The following is a 21171-nucleotide window of genomic DNA, read 5'->3' on the forward strand; positions in this document are numbered from 1 at the left end:
TGCCATGATGTCCTCTCGGAGACATTCTATGGAGATCATCCCCGCGGTCGGCGAGGCTGAAAGACTCAGAACCGAACTCCTCGTCGTCGGCGTATTCAGCGGCGGCGCATTGGTCGGGTCGGCGCGGCGTCTCGACGAACGGGCAGCCGGCAAGCTGTCCGCGATTGTCGGGCGCGGCGAACTTGGCGAGGCCGCCGGCGCAACCTTGCTGCTCCATCATTTGCCGGGCTCCGTCGCGACCCGCATCCTGCTCGTCAGCCTCGGCAAGCCCGAAGCCTTCTCCGACCGCGCCTATCTGCGGGCTCTTTCGGCAACGGCGAAGATCATCGCGGAGAGCGTCGTCGCCGAAGCCGTCATCGCCCTGGCCGAACACGAGGTCCCCAAGCGCAGCTTGAACTGGCAGGTTCAACAGGCTGCGCAAATTCTGGCCGATGGCGGATACGTCTTCGTCCTGCCCGGAACCCATCCTCGCCGCCAGATCGCGCGGCCCCGCCCAGTGCGCAGCATCATGCTGCTCGTTCCGCAGACCCTCACCTCGGAACTCCTCGGCGCGCTGCGGCAGGGCATCGCGGTCGCCGAAGGCGTCGCCTTGGCGAAGGATCTTGGCAATCTGCCGGGCAATATCTGCACCCCCGCCTATCTCGCCAGCACCGCGAAGGAGATGGGGAGGGAGTTCGGCTTCAATGTCGAAGTCCTGGAGCGCGAGGATCTCGAAGCGCTCGGCATGGGCGCCTTTTTGGTCGTCGGCAGGGGCTCCGCCAATCCCTGCAAGCTCGTCGTGATGCAGTCCAATGGACGCAAGAGCCGGAGCCGGCCGATCGTCCTCGTCGGGAAGGGCATCACCTTCGATATCGGAGGCACGCCGCTGACCCCGGGAGGCGACCCCGACGAAATGAAGTTCAACATGAGCGGTGCCGGCTGCGTTCTGGGGGTGATGCGTACGGTCGCCCGACTGGAGCTGCCGATCAATGTCGTTGGACTGATCGCCGCGGCCGAGAACATGCCGGGCGGCAGCGCCAGCCGCCCCGGCGACATCGTCACCTCGATGTCGGGCCAGACCATCGAGATCCGGACCCACGAGGCCGAGGGGCGGCTGCTGCTGTGCGATGTCCTGACCTATGCCGAGCGCTTCTCGCCGGCCTGCGTCATCGATGTCGCGACCTTGACCGAGGCTTGCGTCGTGGCGCTGGGTTCGCATGCGAGCGGCCTCTTCGCCAATGACGATGCGCTCGCTGCGGAACTCCTGAGATGCGGGGGCGTGTCGGGCGATCGTGTCTGGCAGCTCCCGATCTGGGACGACTATTTCGGCCAGCTCGGCAGCAGCTTTGCCGATACCAGCAATCTCGGGGGGCCTGCGGCCGGCGCGATCACCGCCGCCTGCTTTCTCGCCCGCTTCGCCAGGGCCTATCCCTGGGCCCATCTGGATATTGCCGGCACCGCGTCGATCTCCGGCGCCACCAAGGCCTCGACCGGCCGGCCGGTACCACTGCTCGCCGAATTCCTCATCGGCCGCGCCGCGGAAGCAGCGTCGCCGAATGGCCTTTCCCTCCCCTCCCCCTCAGCAATGGAGCTGCACTCATGAGCGATCTGGTTTTCATCGGCTTCCCGACCGAACAAAAGGCCGAAGAGGTCCGTCAGAAGGTCCTTTCCCTCCAGCGCGAATATCTGATCGAGCTCGGCGACGCCGTTGTCGTCGTCAAGGACGAGAAGGGACAGGTCAAACTCAACCAGATGATGAACCTGACGGCGGCAGGCGCAGCGTCGGGCGCCCTCTGGGGCACCTTGATCGGCTTCATCTTCCTCGCCCCGCTGCTGGGCACGGCTCTCGGTGCGGCCTCAGGCGCGTTGGGCGGAAAGCTCAGCGATGTCGGCATCAACGACCAGTTCATGAAGGACGCGGCCAGCGCCTTGCAGCCCAACACCGCCGGGCTCTTCCTGCTGATCCGCAAGATGACCACCGACAAGGTCCTTGCCGACCTGAAGGGCGTCGGCGGCACGCTGATGAGCACCTCCTTCGACGAGACCAAGGAGGCTGCGCTGCGTGAGGCGCTGGCAGCCAGCGCCAGCGCCAGTGCCGAAGCGGCTCCTCCGGCCGCCACATGACGCTGGACTGGGGCGCCGGAGCGGGAGCAGAACAGGCCCAATGGGCCATCGCGACGGCGCGCCTCGACGATTTCCGCCCCCTGCTGCCAGCAGAGGAGGAGGTCGTCGCCAAGCTTCTCAGCGGGACTTTCGACCGCCTGGGAGATGGCTCGCGCCCGGAGAAACCTGGCCCGGCGCGGGTCATTCGCGCATCCTTCCTGCGCTTTCTCATGCTCGGAGGCGAGGAAGGCTGTCGGCCCCACGAAAAGGGCGTCAGGATCAGCGGCGCCTGGATCACGGATGTTCTCGATCTCGAAGCCTGTCGCGTCTTTCGCGACATCGGCCTGAACGATTGCCATTTCGAGGCCGCGCCGATCTTCAGGGCCGCGATCATCAACCGCCTGTTCCTGGACGGCTCCTCGCTTCCCGGGCTCCAGGCTGAGCGGCTCGAGGCACGCGGCGGCGTTTATCTGCGCGGCGCGGAGGTCACTGGCGAGGTTGATCTCGTTCAGTCGCGTCTGGGCGGCAATCTTGAATGCGATGGCGCCACCATTCGCGCACCAAGCGGCTACGCGCTGCTCGCCCCGAGCCTGGAGGCACGCAACGTCCTGCTGCGGGGGGCGACACTACGGGGCGGCATCAACCTGTCCGGTGCAGTGCTTGCCGCAGATCTCGACTGTGCCGGCGCCACCGTCACCCGCACTGACGGCATTGCAATCGATGCCAACGAAATCGAGAACCGCGGCAGCGTCGTGCTGCGCAGCGCGCGCATCGAAGGCGAGATCCGGCTGATCGCCTCGCAGATCGGCGGCGACATCGACTGCTCAGGCGCCGTTCTCGGCACCCCCGGCCAGACTGCGCTGGACATGAGCCGCAGTGCGATCAAGGGCGCGTTCTTCCTGCGCCGGGATGCCCAGGTGAACGGTGCGCTGGTGCTGACCGGCGCTTCGATCGGGACCATCCATGACGAGGCGGCCTGCTGGCCCAAGCAAGGTGATCTTCTCCTGAATCGCTGCCGCTATGGCGCCTTCATCGACGGGCCAGTCGATGCCGAGAGCCGGCTCGACTGGTTGGGGCGGCAGGCGCCCGAGCGCTGGGGCGAGGATTTCTGGCCCCAGCCCTATGAGCAACTGGCCTCCGTCTTCCGCGAGATGGGACATGGCGAGGATTCTCGCGCCGTGCTTGTCGTCAAGGAACGACTGCAACGCCAGGCCCGGCGCAAGCGGGCGGCCAATCCCGTGCTTCGCGGGCTTCTGACAGCCGCCGACGGTGTGCTTGGAATCACCCTTGCCTATGGTCGTCAGCCACTTCTGGCCTTCGTCTGGCTCCTGTTCTTCTGGTTTCTGGGCGTTGCCATCTTCGGTTATGCCGAGCATCGGGGAGCCGTGATGCCCAATAGCGCCGTGGTCCTGCGTTCGCCCGAATGGACCTTGTGCGGCATCGAACGGTCCGAGCAGCGCTCCCTGATCGCCACCCAGCAGACGAGCGGCCTGGCCGAGCCCGGCCAGACCCAGCTCGCCTGCTTCCGCCAGCGCTGGGAGGCCTCGAGCTACCCGGCCTTCAGCCCCTGGATGTACTCGCTCGATACGCTGCTGCCAGTGCTCGACATGGGGCAAAGAACCTTCTGGCGGCCCAATCCGTCCAAGCCTGGCGGTCGCATCGCCATCAACTATTTCTACTTCCAGTCGATCGTCGGCTGGGCTTTGAGCCTGCTGGCAGTTGCCGGTTTTTCGGGATTGGTGAAGTCGCCCTAACCCKGCCGACCCGCCTCGCATTCAGGATGGGAACGACGTGAGCAAAGCCCCGACATCTGCGCGCGCCCCCCGCAGCGGCGATGACAACGCCAAGCGCGAGCCCCTCTCAATCGACCTGGCGCTTCAGGGTGGCGGCGCTCATGGCGCCTTCACCTGGGGCGTGCTGTGCCGGATCCTCGAGGAGGACTGGCTCGAGATCGAGGCGATTTCGGGAACCTCGGCCGGCGCGATGAATGCGGCCGTGCTGGCCTCCGGCTATGCCAAGGGCGGCCGTGCTGGCGCACGCGAGGCACTCGAGCTCTTCTGGCGAAAAGTCTCGGAAGCGGCGCGCTTCAGCCCGTTCCAACGCAGCCCGCTGGACATTCTGCTCGGGCGCTGGACGCTCGACAACTCGCCGCTCTTCGTCGCCATGGACATGATGTCGAGGGTGGTCTCGCCCTACAGCCTGAATCCCACCGGCTCGAACCCGCTGGCCGATATCCTCGCCGAGGTGATCGATTTCGGTAGCCTGGCGACAAGCCCGATCAAGCTCTTCATCACCGCCACAAATGTGCGCACAGGCCGGGGGCGGGTGTTCCGCAACGCCGAGATCACGCCCGACGTGCTGCTGGCCTCTGCCTGCCTGCCGACCCTGTTCCAGGCGGTCGAGATCGATGGCGAGAGCTACTGGGACGGCGGCTATTCCGGCAATCCGACGATGACGCCGCTGATCAAGCACAGCGATGCGCTCGACACCATCCTGGTTCAGATCAACCCGGTCGAGCGACCCGAGACACCGCTTACTGCGCGCGACATCCTGAACCGACTGAACGAGGTGTCGTTCAACGCGGTTCTGCTGAAGGAATTGCGGATGATGGCCCTACTGCGGCAGAAGGCCAATCCCGAGAGCGGCGAGGGCGCGCGCTGGGCCCGCATGCGCCTCCATCGCATCACCAGCGACGCCATGACCGAGCTCGGCTACTCCTCCAAACTCAATGCCGAATGGGAGTTCCTGACCATGCTCCACAACGAGGGAAGGCGCTCGGCAGAGTCCTTCTATCGGGAGCATCGGGACGACATCGGCAAGACCTCGACGCTCGATCTCGACGAATTGACCGAGGGCATCTGAGGATAGCGAGCGGATCTGCCGCGCGCTTCAGCACCGACCTCCCGACACCAGGCCTGACCAGGAATGAAGATGACCTCCGGCAAGATCTATCAAGGCGCCCTGATTCTGATTGCGACGATCATGGCGGTCGCCGCGTTGTCGATCGCCAGCTCGGTCTTCGCGCCGGTCGCCTTCGCGCTCTTCATCATCGCGCTCGTCTGGCCGCTTCAGAAGAGCCTGCAGGCCTTCCTGCCCCGCCTGCTCGCGCTCGCGATCAGTGTCGTGGTCATGGTCGTCGCCTTCTTCGCCTTCGGGTCGCTGATCGTCTGGGCTTTCGGCCGTGTCGGCCGCTGGATCGTCAGCGACGCTGCGCGCTTCCAATCCTTCTACGACCAGATCACGGTCTGGCTGGAAGGGCATGGCGTGGCCGTGGCCGGCGTCTGGTCGGAGAACTTCAATGTCAGCTGGATGCTGCGCACCGCCCAGACCATCACCGGCCGCCTCAACAGCACGATGAGCTTCTGGCTCGTCGTCCTCGTCTACGTCATCCTCGGCCTGCTGGAAGTCGACGATTTCGGGCGCAAGGTGCGCACCATGCGCAACCGCGAGACCGGCCAGGTTCTGCTGCAGGGCAGCACGGCCACCGCCAGCAAGATCCGCCGCTACATGGTGGTCAGGACCCTGATGAGCCTCATCACCGGCCTGCTCGTCTGGGGCTTCGCCAAGGCTGTGGGCCTTCAGCTTGCGGAGGAATGGGGCTTCATCGCCTTTTCCTTGAATTACATTCCCTTCCTGGGTCCGCTCGTCGCCACGGTTTTCCCGACCCTGTTTGCGATGACGCAGTTCGGGTCCTGGCAGGCGGTGATCGCGGTCTTCGCCTGCCTCAACCTGATCCAGTTCATCGTCGGCAGCTATATCGAACCACGCGTCGCCGGCAGCGCGCTCTCGATCTCTCCGGCGACCGTACTGTTCTCCGTGTTCTTCTGGAGCTATCTCTGGGGCGTCTTCGGCGCCTTCATCGGCGTCCCGATCACGATCGCATTCCTGACCTTCTGCGCCCAGCATCCCTCGAGCCTATGGCTCGCGGAGCTCTTCGGCTCGCCGGAGAAGGATGCGCCTGCGATCCCGATCGACGCAGCCGTCAAGAGCTGAGGCCGGCGTCCGGCCTGGGCGCGACCTCGATCCGCTGCGGCGCGAGCAGGGCAAGCCCGCCATCCGTGGCGGCTGCGAGCGTGTGAATATAGAAGCCGGTTGCCTCGTCATCGGTCGCCTCCATCACGGGAGACGGCGCCGAGATGATCTTCAGCGGACCGCAGCGCCCGATCCAGTCGACATGGCGGTGGCCGTGCATCGCGACGAGCCGGTGCGACATCGGCTTGAGCTGGCGCACGAACCGGCTGCCATTGATCAACGCCGTGCCGATGCGCTCCGAGAAGGCCTTGGCTGGCTTCGGATATTCCACGGGATGGTGATGCAGCGCGATGACCCAGCGCGCCTTCGGGTATTGGCGCAGGATCGCGAGCATCGCTCGCATGTCCTCTTCCGAGACGAGGCCCAGCGCATTGGTGAAGGAGAAATGCGTTTCGGCGTTCGAGTTCAGCAGCACGAGCCCTAACCCGTCCGCTTCCGCCGGCGGCAGCAGCATCGGGAAGATATCGTCCCAGATATTGGCCAGCCCGGCCGACAGGCGCAGCGAGCCCGCATCGGCGAAGGCGGCGATCGTCTTTCGATGAGGCTCCAGCGCCGCCGACAAGGTGCTACCCAGCCCCGTCCGGTCCTGGTCGACGACCCGGACCCGGTCGCCCTGGATGGCGGCCATGGCCGACAGCGTCCGCATCTGTCTCAGGCGCTTCCCGGGACTCGTCGGCAATTCCAGTCGAGCCGGATTCGCGCGATCCACGATGTTCACGTCGTGGTTGCCGGGGAGGATGAAGCTCCTTTCGGCCAGCGCGGGATGCCGCGCCATCGCGTCCAGGAATTCCGCCCATTCCGCCGACCGGCCCGCATCCGTCATGTCACCGGTGATCAGAACGAAGTCGAGCGGTTCCTGGGCATGGATCTCGTCCAGTTTCTCGAGAACCTGGGCAAGCCGCTCGTTGCCACGCGGGCCGGCGCGCCCGCTTTCGATCCGAAAACCATAGCGCTCCCCGACGACATGGATGTCGGAGAGATGCACGACCCGCCATTTGCGGGCTGACGGCGGCGCCTCGTCATAGACCCCGAGATCGCGCGGCTGATCCATCAACCCATCGGCAAGGCCCCAGGCGAGCGAAGCAGCGGCGAGATATCCGCTCATGACGGTCACCGTATTGGCCAGCGCGGGAACGACCAGCCGCAAGGGATTGGCAAGATCGGCTATCTCGCCCGACCAGCGTGTCGCGGGCCAGGCTAGCGCGGCAATGCCCGCGGCCATGAGGAAGGCAGCAAGGCCGGCGCCAATGGCCGTCGCGGCCCGCAGGCCCGCGCGCTTGTCCTCGCTGGCCTCGGTCGTGAGAAAGCGCTCGGCCAGATGCCGCAGACCCTCGCGGCACAGGGCGTAGCCCGGTTGGACGGCGAGCGAATTCAACGACCAGAAGCTGCGTTCGGCGGCACGGAACAGGGGCCTGAAACCGAACCAGCCGAGGGCCGCGATCAGCGCCAGGAGAATGAGCGGCCCGATTCCTGCCAGCGCGTAGATCCGGCCCGACATCGAGGTGAACCAGGCCGTGGCGACAAGCGGGGCAAGTCCGAGCAGGACGCCCGGCAAGAGAGCGAGGATGATCCAAGCCAGCGCAAGCTTGGGCAGGTTGATTTCCCCCAGCATGCTTCCGGCGATGGCAATCAGGGAGCGCTTCTTGGTGCTGCTGGCGTCGTCCTCTGCATCTCCGGCCCGCGGTTCGATGATCATCGGCATGGTCGGTCACGATCCAGGAAAACTGCGCTCGCCAGGACAGATCGGTGTCGATTGGTCATGCCTTGCCCCGCAGCAACATCAGGATGCACACAACTCAGTTGCCTCGAAGGACATAACCTTGATGCCAGAGTCATGCACGCTTTCACGGCCAATCTTTCATACCCGAACCGAGAATGGGACGCCGAGCACAGAAGTGAGACACGGGGCTGATGACCGAGGAAAGGGCAGATGCTACTTTAAAATCAGATACTTACACAAGTTGTAACGTGATTTCAATAGAATTGAACGCGCCAATTCAATGCACGAAAGACAAAACTTCAGCGATATTTCGGGAATCATCCGCCAAAATCAGCGTTGGCGAGGCCTTGGTTGCTGTGACCTTATATTACATGAGCCACTGTCGCTCCGGAAAATGAAACCGCCATCTTCGATACTCGTCTTATCTAAGCTTCAAATCGGCCAAAATACTTGCGCACGAGCATCGTCTCGAGGCCGCGACCGGCATGCGATCATCGGGCTGCCGGCCCCGCCCACCCCTGGCTCGCGCCAGCCGGCCAAAGGGGCATGGTCATGACCACCGAAGCCAGGGCGCCGCCCCTTGCCATGCTCACGCGCAGTCTCGGCTTTCTCGCGCTATGGCTGATCCTGATGGGCCCCGCCCTGAAGGATCTGCCCATCGGCCTGATCGCCGCAGCCGCAGCGACCTGGACGAGCACGGCGCTTTGGCCGGAAAGCGGAAAACTGTCCACGCCCGGCCTCTTGCGCTTCCTGATCCGCTTCATACCGCAATCAGCCGTGGCCGGCGTCGATGTCGCGCGCCGCGCCTTTGCCCCACAGCCGGCCCTGTCGCCAGGCTTTGTCACTTATCGCACCGTGCTGCCGCCCGGCATGGCCCGCAGCGCCTCATGTGCGGTCATGAGCCTCCAGCCCGGCAAGCTGCCCGTCGCGGCGGATGCGGATGGCACGCTTCATATCCATTGCCTCGATCTGCGCGAACCGGTGGCGGAACAGATCGCCGCTGATGAAGCAGCCTTCTGCGGCACTCTGGAGAACGGGGGCGATCATGGCTGACCTCTTCACGGGAGCAGCGCTCTTCATCCTGACCGTCACGGCGCTTGGACTGTTTAAGGTGCTGCGCTCCGACATACCCGTCGAACGCATGATGGCAGTTCAGTTGCTGGGCACGGGGGGCGCTGCCGCCGTGCTGCTGCTTGGCGCCGCTTCGCGTTCCGCCGCCATGACGGATGTCGCCTTGCTGCTGATGCTCCTGGCCGCCGTCTCCTGTGCTGCCTTCACCTTCGGGCAGTCCGGCCTCGGCGCCGACGCATCCGAACAGACGGAGGACGAGGCGTGACGGCGCTCGTCAATACCTTCACGCTCATAGCCGTCGGCGGCGGCGCTCTTCTGTTTCTCGCCGGTACGCTCGGCCTGCTGCGCTTCCCCGACACGCTCAGCCGCCTTCACGCGTTGAGCAAAGCCGACAATCTGGGGCTCGGGTTGATCGTGCTTGGGCTCCTGCCGCAGGCCGAGAGCTTCGCGGGCGGCCTGAAGCTGGTCTGCGTCTGGCTGCTGGCCCAGATCTCGGCCGCAACGGCGAGCCAGTTGATCGCCGGGGTGCTCTATCGGCGCAAGCCCCGCCCATGACCATGCTTCTCGATCTCGCGCTCGTCGCGTGGCTTCTCGCGCTGGCCGTCCATGTCGCCAGGGCCAGGGATGATCAGGGTGCGATCATCGCCTTCATTGCCTTCGGTCTGCTGCTTGGACTGGGCTGGACGCGGCTCTCGGCGATCGACGTTGCCATGACCGAGGTGGCGATCGGCGGCGGGGTCACCGGCATGCTTCTGCTTCGGGCCGAAGCCCGGCTGCGCAAGCGCTCATCCCGCCCCCCAGCCCCCAACAGAACCGCCAAGGCAGGCGCCGCGATCGCCTGCACGCTCGCGGCGGCTGGCCTCGCACTCGCCGTGCTTTCCTTCCCCTCGCCCGCCCCGACACTCGCACCTGCCGCTGCCGCGGCGCTGGACGCGACCGGCCTCGGCAATCCCGTGACGGCCGTCCTGCTGGCTTACCGGGCGTTGGATACACTGCTTGAGAAGGTCGTTCTGCTGCTCGCCCTCCTGGGGGTGTGGTCGCTGGCGCCCGATCAGCTCTGGGGTGGTGCACCAGAGGTGAGGCAAGCGCTTGCGCCGCCGCCCTTTGTCTACCTCGCCCGCGTATTGCCCCCCTTTGGCGTGCTGATCGCCGTCTATATGTGCTGGGTGGGGGCCGACGCGCCGGGCGGGACGTTCCAGGCTGGCACCGTGCTTGCCGCGATGTGGCTGCTCGTCATGTTGGCCGGCCTGCGTCCCGCACCGGAAACGAGGCGGACGACGCTGCGACTTCTGCTTGTCGGGGGGCCGGCCCTGTTCTTCGCGATCGGCTTCCTCGGCTTTGCGATCGCAGGCGGCTTCCTCGCCTATCCGGAGGGTGCGGCCAAACCCATCATCGTCGGCATCGAGGCAGCGCTGACGATATCGATCGCCCTGACGCTCGGCCTGCTCGTGGCCGGCCCCTCCAGCAGGGCACCGGCCCCATGAGCCTCGCATCCCTCGGCCCTGCCACATTGTTTGGCCTGTGCGGCGCGGCGCTGGCCGGAATCGGCCTGTTCATCGTGATCACCCATGCCGGCCTCCTGCGCAGGATCGTCGGGTTCAACATTCTCGGCGCGGGCATCTTCCTGGTCTTTGGCGCGGCGGCACGGCGCGGAGCAGCCGCCGGATTTTCCGGCGACCCGGTTCCGCAGGCCATGGTGATCACTGGCATCGTCGTCGCATTCTCGGCGACCGCCCTTGCCGTCGCGCTGCTCCAGCGCCTGTTCGATCTCACCGGCCGCGAAAGCCTGGACGCGCCAGCCGCCGGCGACAAGCAGCGGGCCGAGCCATGACCCCTCTCGCGCCCGCCTCCGTTCACCTTGCCACTCCCGGCGGCTATCTGCTGGTCCTTGCCGTGACCTTGCCCGTCCTCGGCGTGCTGGCCATGCTGATCCTCGCCCCGCGCCATGCCAGGCAGGTCGCGCTTGTCACCGTCGCCGCCGGTCTCGTCACCGCGATCGCTATCGTGGCCGAGTTGATCCGGACCGGCAGCGCGCTCACCTATGTCGTTGGCGGCTGGCAACCGCCGCTTGGAATCGCACTGCGCGCCGACGGGCTTTCCGCGACGATGATCGCGATGACGGCGGTGGTGCTCACGGCAACATGCCTGTTTGCGCGGGACCTCTATGCGCTGGCCCCGAAGACGCAGGACGGGAGGGCGCCGACGACCTTCTGGGGCTTGCTGCTGGCAACCTGGAGCGCGCTGAACGCGGTCTTCGTCGGCGAGGACCTGTTCAACCTCTATGTCGCCCTCGAGTTGCTGACATTCGCCGCAGTCCCGCTGGTCTGCCTCGATGGCCGCGCCGAGACCGTCGCCGCAGCGTTGCGCTACCTGATGTTCGCGCTGCTCGGGTCCCTGCTCTACCTGCTCGGCACCGGGCTGCTCTATGGCAGTTACGGAACGCTCGATATCCAGATGCTGTCGCGCCTGAGTGAAGGCGGGCCGGCCCTCTCGGTGGCACTTGCCCTGATGATCGTAGGGCTTCTCGCCAAAGCTGCCCTGTTTCCGCTGCATCTCTGGTTGCCCCCAGCCCATGCCGGCGCACCCGCAGCCGCGAGCGCGGTGCTCTCGGCTCTCGTCATCAAGGCGCCGGTCTTCCTGATCCTGCGTCTCGTGCTCGACATCGCCCCCCCGCAGGCAGCGATCCTGGCCGGTCAGATCCTGGCGGTTCTCGGCGCGTCCTCGATCCTGTTCTGCAGCGTCATGGCGCTTCGGCAGGCGCGGCTGAAGCTGATGATCGCCTATTCGACCGTGGCGCAGATCGGCTATCTCTTCATCGTCTTCCCGCTCGCAGCCGGAAATGAGGCGCAAGCTCCCTGGGAAACCATCGCCTGGACCGGAGGTGTCCTCCAGCTGGTTTCTCACGCGTTCGCCAAGGCCGCGATGTTCCTTGCGGCCGGCGTCATCGCCGAGGCCTTTGGCCATGACCGGATCGCCGATCTCGGCGGGTTCGGCCGCGTACTCCCGATCAGCGCGGCGGCCTTCGGCCTCGCCGGCCTGTCCCTGATGGGGATTCCACCGAGCGGAGGCTTCATTGCGAAGTGCCTCTTGCTGACGGCCGCGGTGCTGAACGGCCACCCATGGCTTGCCGCCACCATTCTGGCCGGAGGCCTGCTTGCAGCGGGCTATGTCTTTCGCGTCGTCGACCGCGCCCTGGCAACACCGGCCATCGCGCTCGTCGCACAGAAACCGATACCGCGGCGCCTCGAGCTCGTGGCCCTTGTTCTGGCGGTGGCGGCCGTGCTGCTTGGTTTCGTACCGCTCGAGCCCTTCGGCTTCCTGCAGCTGGGGCGCTCCGGTGTCATCGCAACGGTGGCGCCATGAACGCTTCCGGCCTGCTCCTTGCCTCTTCGTTGCTCCTCCCGCTCGCAATGGCGGCCTGCTGCATCTTCGGGCGCTTCCGGACCCGTGCGCTGTCGCTGCTTGCTGTCGCGCCCCTGCCAGGCCTGCTCGCGGCGCTTCTGGTGCCGGACGGAACCTCGGTCTTCTTCCCGCCGCCATTCCGGATGTCGCTCCTCCTCGATCGGCCGGGTGCAATCCTGCTCGGCGGCGCCGCCCTGCTCTGGAGCGCAGCGGGCGCCTTCGCGTCCTCCTACATGGGCCGCGAGCCGGCCGCTGCCCGCTTCGCCGTCTGGTGGCTGCTGACGCTGACAGGCAGCCTCGGCCTCTTCATCGTGGGCGATATCGCGAATTTCTACCTGCTCTTCACGCTGGCGAGCCTCGCCGCCTATGGGCTGATCGTGCATGAGCAGACCGCACGCGCTCACAGAGCCGGCGTCGTCTATGTCGTGCTGGCACTGCTCGCAGAGGCGTTTCTGCTGCTGGCCTTCGTGATGCTCGCGGCCGGCCACCCCGACGCCAATCCTGCGATCCGGGACGTGGTCGCATCCCTGCCAACATCCCCGATGCGCGACAGCATCGTTGCCCTGCTCATCCTCGGCTTTGCCTTGAAGATGGGCCTCGTGCCGTTGCATGTCTGGCTGCCGCTCGCCCACCCCGCCGCGCCGATGCCCGCTTCCGCCGTGCTCAGCGGGGTGGTCGTCAAGGCGGGCGTGATCGGCTTGATCCGCTTTTTGCCCTTCGAGGCCGGCCTGCCATTCTGGGGCAACGTGCTGATCGCGGCCGGCATCGTCACCGCGTATTTCGGCGTCATCGTCGGTGTGACCCAGACCCGCGCCAAGACCATCCTGGCCTATTCCACGGTCAGCCAGATGGGTCTGCTCGCCGTCCTTCTCGGTGTCGGGCTCGAGAATGCCGATACCGGGGCGACGAGCCTCGTTGCCTACTACGCGGTGCATCATACGCTGGTGAAGGGGGCCCTCTTCCTGGCGGTCGGCATTCTGGCTGCGACCGGGCAGGCACGGTTGCGTCCCGTCCTGCTGCTCACCGCCCTCCTGGCGCTCAGCCTCGGCGGCATGCCCCTGACCAGTGGCGCCCTTGCCAAACTCGCGACCAAGCCGATGCTGGGCTATGGCTATGTCAGCCACGCGATGGCGCTGGCCGGCGCTTGCAGTACGCTGCTGATGCTGCATTTCCTGTCGATCGTGGCGCGCGACGCACGGGAGAACTCCCCGTCCTCCGTTCCTCCCGGACAGCTCCTCCCCTGGCTCATCGTCGCGGCCGCCTCGCTGGTGATCCCATGGTCGCTCTATCCCGCAATTGCGGGCGAAGGCATCGCCAGCCTGCTGCAGCCCGACGCGCTCTGGAAGGTGGCCTGGCCCATGCTGCTGGGCGCGCTTGCCATGCTGCTGGTTCGTCGCATCACGGCATTGCCTGGCTCCATCCCCGAGGGTGACATCGTCGTGCTGGCAAAGGCCGGTACCTCCGTCATTCAGCGCCTCGCTGCCGGCATCGAGCAGGTGGACGCCCTGCTGCGCCGCTGGTCGGTGGCCGGGCTGTCGCTCATCCTCGTTGCCGTTCTGCTGGGAGCGCTGATGTATCGAGCCTGAACGCGAGCGGGTCTGTGCTCCCTGGCTCCCTGGCTCTCTGGCTCTCTGGCGCCCCGGCCATGGTCGGATACAGTACCCGCATCCGCCCTTCTGCAGCGGAGCACATGACCCCGCTTCGGTGAACGACCAGGACAGCGGAGGCCTCGTGCCGTGGCCGCTTTGACACGCATCATCACAGGACTGGACCAGACTTGAGCCCGATCGAGAGTACCGCCGTCGTCACCGTGATCACGATTGCCCTGTTCGCCTGGAACAGGCTGCCGGTCATCGTCGTGGCCATTGGAGCAGCGCTTTCGCTCTGGGCGACCGGTGCCGTCACGCTCGAACAGGCTCTCGCCGGATTTGGCGATCGCGCGGTGCTGTTCATCGCCAGTCTCTTCATCGTCAGTGCCGCGCTCGAGAAGACGGGCGTGACCGCCTGGGCCGGACAGCTCCTGATCGCCAAGGCGGGCGAGAACAGGCGGACCCGCCTGCTGATCATCATCATGACGGCCGTCGGCTGCCTGAGCGCCCTGATCAGCGGCGGCGGCGCGGTGGCAGCCCTGATGCCGGTCGTGGTGATGGCCGCGATCCGGCTGCGGCAATCCCCGTCGCAGCTCCTGATGCCGCTGGCCTTTGCGGCCCATGCCGGCTCGAACCTGCTGCTCACCGGTGCCCCGAAGAACATCCTGGTCTCGGAAGCGCTGGAAGATGCCGGGTTGCAGGGCTTCGCCTTTGCCGAGTTCGCTCTCGTCGGCATTCCCCTGCTCGCCGGCACGATGGCGATCATCCTGCTGCTCGGGAAGCGCCTGTTGCCCGAGCAGAGCAGCGCGCGCTTGCCCGCCGACTTCAGCCGCCACGCCCAGACGCTGGTCGAGCACTACGGACTGAGCGACGGCGTCTTCCGGCTGCGCGTGCGCGCCACCTCGTCCTATATCGGGAGTGCGCCCGCAGCCCTGGACTTCGCCGGCGATCAGCGTCTCACCTTGATGGCCGTTCAGGCCGGAGATTCCGGCACGCCATTGCGCGCGCCGGCGATCTCGGAGGGCGACTACCTGCTGGTGAAGGGCGATGCGGCAGCCGTCGCCGATCTCGCAGCGGAGAAGCACCTCGCCTTGCGCGAGGACCGAGGGGACGACGAGGCCGGGCCGAGCCTGTTTAACCGCCGCTCCGGCCTCGCGGAAGTCGTTATCCCGCCGCGCTCGGCCCTGATCGGGCGCGCGATGTTCCCGGGCATGATCACCGATAGCGGCGATCTCGTGGTGCTCGCGGTGCAGCGGGCCGGCGTCGATCTCGAACCCGACGATGCTCTCCAGGCTGGCGATACGATCCTGCTGGAAGGCAGCTGGAAAGCACTCGACCTGCAGCTCACGGACCCCGACATCCTGGTCGTCAACTCGCCCGATCTCGTCAGGCGCCAGGCGGTGCCGATGGGCGCCGGAGCCGGCGTCGCCGTCGCAGTGCTGGCCTGCCTCGTCGTGCTGCTCGCCACGGGCATCGTCCCGCCGGCGGTGGCCGGGCTCGTCTCGGCCTGCCTGCTGATCCTCACAGGCATCGTCACGGTCGAGCAATCCTATCGCGCCATCAACTGGACGACGGTGATCCTCGTCGGTGCGATGATGCCGCTTTCCACCGCCATGGTGCAGTCGGGCGCGGCACAGCTCGTGGCCAATTACCTCGTTGCGCTCACCGGCGATGCCGGACCGATCGTCTTTCTCGCGGGCCTTTTCGTGCTGACCGCAAGCCTCGGCCAGATCATGAGCAATACGGCCACCACGATGCTGGTCATCCCCATTGCCATGGCGGCGGCCACCGGCATGGGGGTTTCGCCCCGCCCGATCCTGATGAGCCTGTGTATCGCGGGTGCAGCGTCCTTCATGACGCCGATCGCGACCTCGACGAACATGATGGTGATGGGCCCCGGCGGCTACAGCTTCAATAGCTACTGGAAGCTCGGGACGCCGCTGATGATCTGGTTCTTCATCATGGCGGTGTTCTACGTACCGCTAATCTGGCGGTTCTGAACTCCGGCGGTCCGGACTCGAACCGCCGCCCATGATCCAATCGGCGCGGAACCGGCTCCGCCGCCGCCTATCGCGTGGCGGGTACGGCAGGAGATGCGGACGCCGCGCCACGCAGCGGTTCGTCGATCCGGTCGATCAGATAGGGAAAGAAAGGGTTCGACGACATGCGCAGCAGCGAATCCAGATTCACGATCAGGGTGCCGCGCTCACCGCGGGCGGCGACCGCCCCGAGCTTGATGCCGAAATCCTCCGCCGGATCGGGCTTGAGGCCGTAGAGGCCATCGGTGACCGGGAATGGCAGGGCGACATGCGACAGTGAAAACACGTCGAAGGGATAGGACAGCCCGAGGTCTCGCACGGTCTCGGCCGATGCGCCGGCCTCGGTCACCCGTTCGACGACATCGCTGGAATCCTCGCTGGCATTGGTGATGATCGACACCCGGAAATTCCGCGGCGGTGCCGGCAGCATGCGGCTCAACAGCGTGTCGGAGGCCGAACTCAGCAGCGGCCCGAACTTGGTCGAACGGTTCAGGTCGAACAGGACGAGCTCGCTGCCATTCGCCGGCAGATGGGCATAGAGCGAGGTGATGATCGCCCGCGTGCTCACGGTGAAATCCATCACCGACTGGAAGCTGATGAGCGGCGCCAGGTCCTTCAACCGGTGTTCCCGCGCCAGCCGCAGGATCTTCTGCTGCAGGGCGCTGGTCAGCAGATGCGACTGGCGCGCGCCGTTGACCGGGAAGGAATTGTACTTGAACGGGTTGAACTCGGGCAGGACGCTGAGCCAGGCCGCCTTGGCGAAAGCCGGCAGGATGGCCGGCAGGCCGGCAAGCCCGGCGAAGCGTGCGAAGGCCGTGATCCCGATCATCGGCGAGATCAGGACAAGGCGGTCCGGCCGCGCCAGTTCCTTGTTCTCGAGCGCTTCGAGCGCATACATCAGCGCAAGTGCGCCGCCATTCGAGAACCCGACGAGATGCAGTGGCGCGGCGGGCTCGACCCGCTTTCTCGCCTCCCTGACCGCGAGGCGCGTCGCAGCCAACCAATCCTCCCATTCGATCTCGGTCAGCCCGGCCGGCACTGTGCCGTGTCCTGGCAGACGGATCGCGATGGCGACGAAACCACGGTCACGATATTGCCGTGCGACGTGGCGCAGGCTGTAGGGCGAATCCGTCAGCCCGTGCAGGAACACGGCCACGCCGACCGGCTTGCCCTCCGGCTCCATGACATAGGAGCGGTTCCAATCCTGCTTGAAATGCTCGGGATGAATCGCGCTGCCGTCGAAATAGCGATTGACCGGAACACGCTCCTCAGGGGCGAGCTTTTGCGTGACCTCCGCCCGCACGCCCGCGAAAGCTGCCGCCTCCGCCTTGAGATAGTCGTCCCAGCTGCCGCGATCGAGCTCCTTGATCGAGAGTTCATGCGGCACATAAGTGTGCCAGGGTTCAAGCGGCGCGCCGCGCTGGGTGTCGTAGATGCGCAGTCCGAGCAGGGACAGCGCGACGATCGCGAGGACGGCGCCCCCGCGTTTCAGCGTCTTGCCGATGAAACCGCGCATGCCTGGAACCTTCGAGAATCTGCTCTGCCGATGATACGCCGGACCGGGAGGTCAGGCAGCAGCCTTCCGGGCGGCGAGCGCGATCGCGATATAAGCCCAGCCGGCGAAGAGCAGCGAGACGCCCACCAGCGTGCCGGGCGCATAGATGCCGCCATAGGGGAGCCGCATCGCCAGCGCGACGCCAACGACGATCGTGATGATGCTGGACAGGAACATCCAGCCCACGCCGCTCTGCGCCCGCATCTTGATGGCAAGCCCGAGCTGGGCGAGGCCTTCCGCGATCAAGACAAGGGCAATCACCAAGGTGATGGCAATCGCCCCCTTCATCGGGTTGAAATACACCAGAATGCCGCCCAACAACTCGATCATCCCGACCAGCAACTGCCAGACGAAGCCACTCCACTCCTTGACCATGAAGGACTGGACCACCTTGAATGCGCCAGCGACAGCCAGGATCAGGCCAAGGAACAAGGTCACCGCCATGGTCGAGATGGCAGGGCTTGCAATCGCGATGATCCCGCAAATGACCAGGGCGATCCCGAGTGCGATGATCTTGCCTGACATCAGCCGAACGAGGCTGTGATCGGACCTGCTTGAATTCTGGGCCATGAGTTGCGCAATCCGTCGCTGTAGAAGCAAGCGATGGCCTTGCCGCCGAGGCCGCCCGCCGCACCGGCAGACAGTCGCAATCGGGCAATGCCGTCATGAGCAGTTATGCCGCGCCTGGTCTCGGGACGGATCAGCAGGGAATCCCAAAGCTAGTCAGGGAATCCCGTTTTCATGGATTTTGGCGGGCAGCGGCCCGGGTGTGCCGGCGCAATGACGCGACGGACGCCCGGACCGCGATCAGGCGCGGATCGGAGGCCTCACGCACCGACCTTCGCCAGGACGTCGGCGCGCAGGAAGCGCTCGATGAACAGCATGAACAGCACGGACGGGACGAGCAGGATCAAAGCCGTGATCGACGCGACCTGGTAGTTGCCGCCCATCGCCGCGTTGTAGAGCAGCAGCGGCAATGTCGTGACCTGCGGCACACCGACGAAGAAGGTGCCGGTGAATTCGTCGAGCGATTCCAGGAACACGAAGATGCCGCTGGCGATGATGCCAGGCGCAGCCAGCGGCAATGTCACGGTGGCGAAGGTACGCAGGGGTGACGCGCCAATATTGCGGGCGGCGAGCTCCAGGTCCTTGTCGACTGCGGCAAAGGCCGCCGCCGCGATCCAGACGGAATAGACGAGGCCGTGAGCGGCATGGACGAGGACCACGGCAAAGACCGTGCCGTTGATGCCGATCTGGTAGAAGACGCGCGCGACGTTGATGTAGATCGCGACGGACGGGAATGCCTGCGGCAGCAGGAACATCACCATGAACAGCGCGCGCACCGGCAGCTTCAGCCGCGCCAGCGCATAGCCGGCCGGGATCGAGAGCGCGAGCGCGACAATGACCGTCAGCACCGCGATCCATACGCTGGTACCGAGCGAGGCCATGGCGTCGCCGGTCGGGCGGAAGACCAGCTCCCAATAGCGGGTGCCATAGGTCACCGGCAGCTTGTAGGGCGTGTACCAGCGCTCGGCGACGGACCACAGCGCAAGGTTCGCAAGCGGACCGATGAGGACGAAGGCGAAAGCGGTGAGAAGGGCGGCAGCCAGCGCCGCCTTCGCCGTGGAGGCAAGCCGGATCATGGTGCGGCCTCCTTCGACATGCCGCGTTTCAGGTAGAGGATCGCGGCACCGGCACTGATCAGATAGGTGATTACGCCGAGCGCATTGGCAGTGGCGTAGTCGCCATAGGCGTTGATGCGGAAGGCCATGTCGACGGTCAGCATGGTCGGCTGCGAACCCGACACCATCATCGGCACCGAGAGCACAGAGAGCATCGTCACGAAGGACAGGACCAGCGCGACGAGGAGCGTCGGCATCACCTGCGGCAGCGCCAGCTCCACCAGCACCCGCAGGCGCGAAGCGCCGAGATTGCGGCCGGCTTCGAGCGTCGCCCGGTCGATCGACGCCAATGCGCCGGCCAGCAGCAGGGCCACGAACGGCGTCTGCTTCCACACGAAGGTCGCGATGATACCGCGCCAGTCGAGAAAGCTGGTCGCGCTCAATGGGTCCATCAGGCCAAGCGAGACGAAGGTGTTGTTCATCAGCCCGTTCTTGGCGAGGAAGGTCCGCATGCACTGCGCCGCGACGATGAAGGGGATGAAGAGCGGCCAGCGATAGAGCGCCTTCAGCGTACCCACGACCCATCTGTTTTCGCCGAGCGTCAGCGTTCCCGCGATAGCGATCGCAGCCAGTGCCGTCAGCAGGCAGGAGGACAGCACGATGATCACCGTGAAGACGATATCGCCGGAGTAAAGCTCAAACGCCTTGGCGAACCATTCCAGCGTCAGCGAGCCGTCCGGGCGCGTGAAGGCCGAGACCAGCGAAAAGCCGAGCGGATAGAGAAACAGAGCCGCGACGAGGAGCAGGCCCGGCGCGATCAGGATCAGCGCCAGCTGGCGTTGGGACATGGGCAGATATGCCGATCGAGAGGAGAGGTGGCCCGACTTGCGTCGGGCCAGGAGGTGGTGGAACGTCTCAGTTCGCGACCTTCTTCTCGTAACCTTCGAGAATGTCGTTGAAATAGGGCGCGATCGGGAACGCCTTGGCGTTCTTGGACAGGTCCGTCGGGGTGATGTCGGTGAAGAGCTTGTTCCAGGCAGCCTGGTCGAGCTTGCCTTCAAGGTTCTTGGCATCGATGCCCGGATACCAGTTGAACTTCTTCACGATGCCGTCCGCCTGCACCTGCGGGCTGGTCGCGAGCGCGATGAACTCCTCGGCGAGCTTCCGGTGCGCGGTCTTCTCCGGCACGGCGTAGTACATCGGCTGGCCCGGCATGCCGGGGGCCGCGAGCTTCAGCTTCATGTTCGGCGGCAGCTTGCCGTCAGCCTGCCAGGAATAGAACATGTCGACCCAGACCGGCCCGATGGCGATCTCGCCGCGGTTCAGCATGTCGAGTGTGCCGGCATTGCCGGGGGTGATCACGACGCTCTTGTTGAAGTCCTTCAGGTCGGCAAGCGCGCCATCCCAGGTTGCCTTCACCGCCGGATCGTACGGTCCCTTGATCAGCTTGTCGGCGTCGCCGCCGAAGGCGTAGACCCAGCCCGCCACGAAGGCGACGCCGGACATGCCGCCCTTGATGCCGTTATAGCCGAACTGCTTGGGGTTCTTCTTGGCCCAGTCCTTCAGCTCCGCATAGGTCGCCGGAGGCGATTTCAGCATGTCGGCATTATAGGCGAGCGCAGTCTGCGACTGGAACATCGGGATCACGAAGCCGGAAACATCGGCGCCGAGCGAGTTCTTCGCGGTCTCGCTGGAGACGAGCTTCGCGGTCTCGACCTTGTCGGTATATTTGGCGAGGAGACCTTCCTTCACCATCGTGCCGGCGGCCTTCTGGTGGATGACGACAACATCGAAATCCGAAGCGCCGGCGCTCTTCTGGGCGTCGAGCTTCTCGAAGATCTTCTGCGATCCGGAGTCGCCGGCGCCGGTTCCGACGGAGACGACCTTCACGCCGGGATGCGACTTCTCAAACATCGGCCCGAGATAGTCCTTGACGTAGTCGACCATGTTCTGGTCGCCGGCGGTGGCGACGTTCAGGGTCTGAGCGGACAGCGGCGTCGCCACCATCAGCGCTGCAATCGAGCAGGCAACTGTAAGAATGCGCATGAGCTGACTCCCT

The 21171-nt window shown here is 65.6% G+C and carries 19 protein-coding genes; 13 read left to right on the forward strand and 6 right to left on the reverse strand.

Annotation, left to right across the window (positions count from 1 at the left end; translation table 11 throughout):
- Window positions 1-28 precede the first annotated feature (28 nt).
- The 5 genes from AC1DW9_RS12925 (at window position 29) to AC1DW9_RS12945 (ending at window position 6075) form a co-directional block, all read left to right on the forward strand.
- Window positions 29-1582, forward strand: coding sequence for a leucyl aminopeptidase (locus tag AC1DW9_RS12925; RefSeq protein WP_476767618.1), 1554 nt, complete (start codon window positions 29-31; stop codon window positions 1580-1582).
- Complete coding sequence (locus tag AC1DW9_RS12930) at window positions 1579-2103, forward strand: DUF1269 domain-containing protein (RefSeq protein WP_441490722.1); 525 nt, start codon at window positions 1579-1581, stop codon at window positions 2101-2103. The genes AC1DW9_RS12925 and AC1DW9_RS12930 overlap by 4 nt, the downstream gene beginning before the upstream one ends.
- Window positions 2100-3836, forward strand: coding sequence for a hypothetical protein (locus AC1DW9_RS12935; protein WP_476767619.1), 1737 nt, complete (start codon window positions 2100-2102; stop codon window positions 3834-3836). The genes AC1DW9_RS12930 and AC1DW9_RS12935 overlap by 4 nt, the downstream gene beginning before the upstream one ends.
- 37 nt (window positions 3837-3873) lie before the next feature.
- Complete coding sequence (locus AC1DW9_RS12940) at window positions 3874-4944, forward strand: patatin-like phospholipase family protein (protein WP_476767620.1); 1071 nt, start codon at window positions 3874-3876, stop codon at window positions 4942-4944.
- A gap of 63 nt (window positions 4945-5007) precedes the next feature.
- The gene (locus AC1DW9_RS12945) at window positions 5008-6075 is read left to right on the forward strand and encodes an AI-2E family transporter (protein WP_441490720.1); all 1068 of its coding nucleotides are present in this window, start codon (window positions 5008-5010) and stop codon (window positions 6073-6075) included.
- Here the strand turns inward: AC1DW9_RS12945 and AC1DW9_RS12950 are convergent.
- Window positions 6065-7816 (reverse strand): metallophosphoesterase family protein, encoded by a 1752-nt coding sequence (locus tag AC1DW9_RS12950; protein ID WP_476855109.1) that lies wholly within the window; start codon window positions 7814-7816, stop codon window positions 6065-6067. The genes AC1DW9_RS12945 and AC1DW9_RS12950 overlap by 11 nt on opposite strands.
- Before the next feature lie 570 nt (window positions 7817-8386).
- Between AC1DW9_RS12950 and AC1DW9_RS12955 the strand changes: the two genes are divergently transcribed.
- The 8 genes from AC1DW9_RS12955 to AC1DW9_RS12990 all read left to right on the forward strand — a co-directional run bounded on the left by AC1DW9_RS12955 (window position 8387) and on the right by AC1DW9_RS12990 (window position 15896).
- Complete coding sequence (locus tag AC1DW9_RS12955) at window positions 8387-8887, forward strand: Na+/H+ antiporter subunit E (protein ID WP_441506413.1); 501 nt, start codon at window positions 8387-8389, stop codon at window positions 8885-8887.
- The gene (locus AC1DW9_RS12960) at window positions 8880-9170 is read left to right on the forward strand and encodes a monovalent cation/H+ antiporter complex subunit F (protein ID WP_441506414.1); all 291 of its coding nucleotides are present in this window, start codon (window positions 8880-8882) and stop codon (window positions 9168-9170) included. The genes AC1DW9_RS12955 and AC1DW9_RS12960 overlap by 8 nt, the downstream gene beginning before the upstream one ends.
- A complete protein-coding gene (locus AC1DW9_RS12965) occupies window positions 9167-9460 on the forward strand; it encodes a cation:proton antiporter (RefSeq protein ID WP_441506415.1) in 294 nt (97 codons plus the stop codon). Before AC1DW9_RS12960 ends, AC1DW9_RS12965 begins: the two co-directional genes overlap by 4 nt.
- Window positions 9457-10389 carry a hydrogenase subunit MbhD domain-containing protein gene (locus AC1DW9_RS12970; RefSeq protein ID WP_441506416.1) on the forward strand — a complete coding sequence of 311 codons (933 nt, stop codon included), beginning with the start codon at window positions 9457-9459 and terminating at the stop codon, window positions 10387-10389. The genes AC1DW9_RS12965 and AC1DW9_RS12970 overlap by 4 nt, the downstream gene beginning before the upstream one ends.
- Window positions 10386-10736, forward strand: coding sequence for an NADH-quinone oxidoreductase subunit K (locus AC1DW9_RS12975; protein ID WP_441490714.1), 351 nt, complete (start codon window positions 10386-10388; stop codon window positions 10734-10736). The genes AC1DW9_RS12970 and AC1DW9_RS12975 overlap by 4 nt, the downstream gene beginning before the upstream one ends.
- Entirely contained in the window at window positions 10733-12268 is a 1536-nt protein-coding gene (locus AC1DW9_RS12980; protein ID WP_441506417.1) for a complex I subunit 5 family protein, read from the forward strand. Before AC1DW9_RS12975 ends, AC1DW9_RS12980 begins: the two co-directional genes overlap by 4 nt.
- Window positions 12265-13893 (forward strand): complex I subunit 5 family protein, encoded by a 1629-nt coding sequence (locus AC1DW9_RS12985; RefSeq protein ID WP_476775030.1) that lies wholly within the window; start codon window positions 12265-12267, stop codon window positions 13891-13893. The genes AC1DW9_RS12980 and AC1DW9_RS12985 overlap by 4 nt, the downstream gene beginning before the upstream one ends.
- A 191-nt stretch (window positions 13894-14084) precedes the next feature.
- Window positions 14085-15896 (forward strand): SLC13 family permease, encoded by a 1812-nt coding sequence (locus AC1DW9_RS12990; protein WP_441506419.1) that lies wholly within the window; start codon window positions 14085-14087, stop codon window positions 15894-15896.
- 67 nt (window positions 15897-15963) lie between these two features.
- On the opposite strand, the gene AC1DW9_RS12995 is transcribed toward AC1DW9_RS12990, so the two are convergent.
- The 5 genes from AC1DW9_RS12995 to AC1DW9_RS13015 form a co-directional block, all read right to left on the reverse strand.
- Window positions 15964-17451, reverse strand: a complete 1488-nt coding sequence (locus AC1DW9_RS12995; RefSeq protein ID WP_476775031.1) for an alpha/beta hydrolase — start codon at window positions 17449-17451, stop codon at window positions 15964-15966.
- A gap of 51 nt (window positions 17452-17502) precedes the next feature.
- Window positions 17503-18060, reverse strand: a complete 558-nt coding sequence (locus AC1DW9_RS13000) for an HdeD family acid-resistance protein (protein ID WP_441490709.1) — start codon at window positions 18058-18060, stop codon at window positions 17503-17505.
- Between the two features lie 257 nt (window positions 18061-18317).
- Window positions 18318-19133 (reverse strand): ABC transporter permease, encoded by an 816-nt coding sequence (locus tag AC1DW9_RS13005; RefSeq protein ID WP_476775032.1) that lies wholly within the window; start codon window positions 19131-19133, stop codon window positions 18318-18320.
- Window positions 19130-19960 (reverse strand): ABC transporter permease, encoded by an 831-nt coding sequence (locus AC1DW9_RS13010; RefSeq protein ID WP_441490707.1) that lies wholly within the window; start codon window positions 19958-19960, stop codon window positions 19130-19132. The genes AC1DW9_RS13005 and AC1DW9_RS13010 overlap by 4 nt, the downstream gene beginning before the upstream one ends.
- 67 nt (window positions 19961-20027) lie before the next feature.
- Window positions 20028-21158: an ABC transporter substrate-binding protein gene (locus AC1DW9_RS13015; protein ID WP_476767625.1), complete on the reverse strand. Its 1131-nt coding sequence runs from the start codon at window positions 21156-21158 to the stop codon at window positions 20028-20030.
- Between the last annotated feature and the right edge of the window lie 13 nt (window positions 21159-21171).

The organism is Allobosea sp. P4_E12 (assembly GCF_056401655.1).

Bases quoted from the DNA above. Each gene is read 5' to 3' on its own strand.
- AC1DW9_RS12980 (WP_441506417.1), top strand. From the start codon at position 10,733: ATGACCCCTCTCGCGCCCGCCTCCGTTCACCTTGCCACTCCCGGCGGC.
- AC1DW9_RS13000 (WP_441490709.1), bottom strand. From the start codon at position 18,060: ATGGCCCAGAATTCAAGCAGGTCCGATCACAGCCTCGTTCGGCTGATG.
- AC1DW9_RS12995 (WP_476775031.1), bottom strand. From the start codon at position 17,451: ATGCGCGGTTTCATCGGCAAGACGCTGAAACGCGGGGGCGCCGTCCTC.
- AC1DW9_RS12960 (WP_441506414.1), top strand. From the start codon at position 8,880: ATGGCTGACCTCTTCACGGGAGCAGCGCTCTTCATCCTGACCGTCACG.
- AC1DW9_RS12985 (WP_476775030.1), top strand. From the start codon at position 12,265: ATGAACGCTTCCGGCCTGCTCCTTGCCTCTTCGTTGCTCCTCCCGCTC.
- AC1DW9_RS12945 (WP_441490720.1), top strand. From the start codon at position 5,008: ATGAAGATGACCTCCGGCAAGATCTATCAAGGCGCCCTGATTCTGATT.
- AC1DW9_RS12955 (WP_441506413.1), top strand. From the start codon at position 8,387: ATGACCACCGAAGCCAGGGCGCCGCCCCTTGCCATGCTCACGCGCAGT.
- AC1DW9_RS13015 (WP_476767625.1), bottom strand. From the start codon at position 21,158: ATGCGCATTCTTACAGTTGCCTGCTCGATTGCAGCGCTGATGGTGGCG.
- AC1DW9_RS12930 (WP_441490722.1), top strand. From the start codon at position 1,579: ATGAGCGATCTGGTTTTCATCGGCTTCCCGACCGAACAAAAGGCCGAA.
- AC1DW9_RS13005 (WP_476775032.1), bottom strand. From the start codon at position 19,133: ATGATCCGGCTTGCCTCCACGGCGAAGGCGGCGCTGGCTGCCGCCCTT.
- AC1DW9_RS12970 (WP_441506416.1), top strand. From the start codon at position 9,457: ATGACCATGCTTCTCGATCTCGCGCTCGTCGCGTGGCTTCTCGCGCTG.
- AC1DW9_RS12935 (WP_476767619.1), top strand. From the start codon at position 2,100: ATGACGCTGGACTGGGGCGCCGGAGCGGGAGCAGAACAGGCCCAATGG.
- AC1DW9_RS12925 (WP_476767618.1), top strand. From the start codon at position 29: ATGGAGATCATCCCCGCGGTCGGCGAGGCTGAAAGACTCAGAACCGAA.
- AC1DW9_RS12950 (WP_476855109.1), bottom strand. From the start codon at position 7,816: ATGCCGATGATCATCGAACCGCGGGCCGGAGATGCAGAGGACGACGCC.
- AC1DW9_RS12975 (WP_441490714.1), top strand. From the start codon at position 10,386: ATGAGCCTCGCATCCCTCGGCCCTGCCACATTGTTTGGCCTGTGCGGC.
- AC1DW9_RS13010 (WP_441490707.1), bottom strand. From the start codon at position 19,960: ATGTCCCAACGCCAGCTGGCGCTGATCCTGATCGCGCCGGGCCTGCTC.